The organism is Streptomyces sp. NPDC088554 (genome assembly GCF_044752945.1).
GTDB lineage: Bacteria > Actinomycetota > Actinomycetes > Streptomycetales > Streptomycetaceae > Streptomyces.
Genome location: NZ_JBIVMF010000091.1, coordinates 1 through 1,957 on the forward strand (window position 1 = coordinate 1; position 1,957 = coordinate 1,957).

Genomic DNA, 1,957 nt, shown 5'->3' on the forward strand with positions numbered 1-1,957 from the left:
TGCTCACCCACCGCCAACGCAGCCAACCCCGACAGAAGCTCACCACGACCCCGGCCCACCACCACCGCACGCCGCTCCAGCACCGACCGCGTACCGACGAGCGAGCGTGCCACAGTCACTACGTCCAGCTCAGGGTGCTCCGTGACGTACGAACGCAACCGCTCCGCCTGCCCCCGCAGACCCGCCACACCCCGACCCGACACCACCCACGGCACCACAACCGGCGCCACACCCACAGACTCGACCACCGGCCCGGAAAGCGCCTGCTCCAGAACCACATGCGCGTTCGTCCCACTGATACCGAACGCGGAGACGCCCGCCCGGCGAGGCCGATCTACTTCCGGCCAGTCCTGGCGTTCCATCAGGATTCGTACGCTGCTTGCCGACCAGTCCACCTCGGGGGTCGGTTCGGTGACGTGGAGCGTCTGGGGCAGAACCCCGTTCCGTAGCGCCATCACCATCTTGATGACGCCCGCGACACCAGCCGCCGCCTGCGTATGACCGATGTTGGACTTCACCGAGCCGAGCCAGAGCGGCCGATCCTCGGGGCGTCCCCGGCCATACGTCTCGACGATCGCCTGAGCCTCGATCGGGTCGCCGAGGCGAGTACCCGTGCCGTGTGCCTCCACCGCGTCGATGTCAGCCGGGGTGAGACGGGCCGAAGCCAGCGCCTGATGGATGACCTTCTGCTGGGCGGCGCCGTTGGGGGCGGTGAGGCCGTTGGAAGCACCGTCCTGGTTCACGGCCGAGCCGCGTACAACAGCGAGAATCTGGTGGCCGTTGCGCTCCGCGTCAGCAAGCCGCTCGACCGCGAGGAGGCCGATACCCTCGCCCCAACCCGTACCATCCGCGTCGGCGGAGAAGGACTTGCAGCGACCGTCCGAGGCAAGGCCCCCCTGACGTGAGAACTCCTGGAAGACACCCGGGGTCGCCATGACCATCACACCGCCTGCGAGCGCGAGTGTGCACTCGCCCTTGCGCAGCGCCTCGACGGCCCAGTGCAACGCCACCAGGGACGACGAGCAGGCCGTGTCGACAGTCACCGCCGGGCCCTCGAAACCGAACGAGTACGACAGCCGGCCCGACATCACACTCGCCGCGTTGCCAATACCAACGTGACCATCCACCTCTTCCGGTGCGCCCTCCAACACGACGGGGTAGTCCTGTCCGCTGGTGCCGATGAAGACGCCGGTCCGGCTGCCGCGCAACGCCGCCGGGTCGATGCCCGCCCGTTCGAAGGTCTCCCACGCCGTTTCGAGGAGGAGCCGCTGCTGCGGGTCCATCGCCAACGCCTCACGCGGCGAAATACCGAAGAAGCTGGCATCGAATTCTGCGGCGTCGTAAAGGAATCCACCTCCGGCACCCGTGCCCGGGGTGGTCGGGTCCCACCCTCGGTCCAGTGGCAGACCGCCGACCGCGTCGCTACCGCTGAACACCAACTCCCAGAGATCTTGAGGTGAGTTGACTCCACCCGGGAAACGGCAGCCCATGCCGACAATCACTACCAGCTCGTCGGTACCGGCCCTGTCGCCGTCGTGCGTGTGCGGCATGGGGAGGTCAGCGGGCTGCGTCTGGTCGGCGAAGTCCGTGGGGAGGAGACGTTCGGCGAGGTGCCCTGCGAGTGCGGCCGGGGTCGCGTGGTCGAAGACCAGGGTCGCGGGCAGCCGCAGGCCGGTCACCTGGACGAGACGGTTACGGAGTTCCACCGCGATGAGGGAGTCGAAACCCAGGCTCTTGAAAGGTTGTTGGGCTCCCACCTCCTCCGTATCGTCGTGGCCGAGGACTGCCGCTGCGTGCCTGCGCACCAGCGCCAACAGCTCGCGCTCCCGTGCCGCGTCGGACAACCCGGCCAGATGCCCGGCCAGCTCCTGTTCGCCGGTGGCTGCATCGGCAGCGGCGGCTGCCGTCCGGCGCCGTACACCCGCCGACGCCGGGACCAGGGTGCGGATCAGCTCCG

Annotated in this window: 1 protein-coding gene; it reads right to left on the reverse strand. The window is 68.7% G+C overall.

Going from position 1 to position 1,957, the window contains the following annotated elements; genetic code table 11:
* Nucleotides 1-1,957: type I polyketide synthase (locus ACIP8W_RS31905; RefSeq protein WP_402205907.1), on the reverse strand; the 1,957-nt coding region annotated here is incomplete at both ends.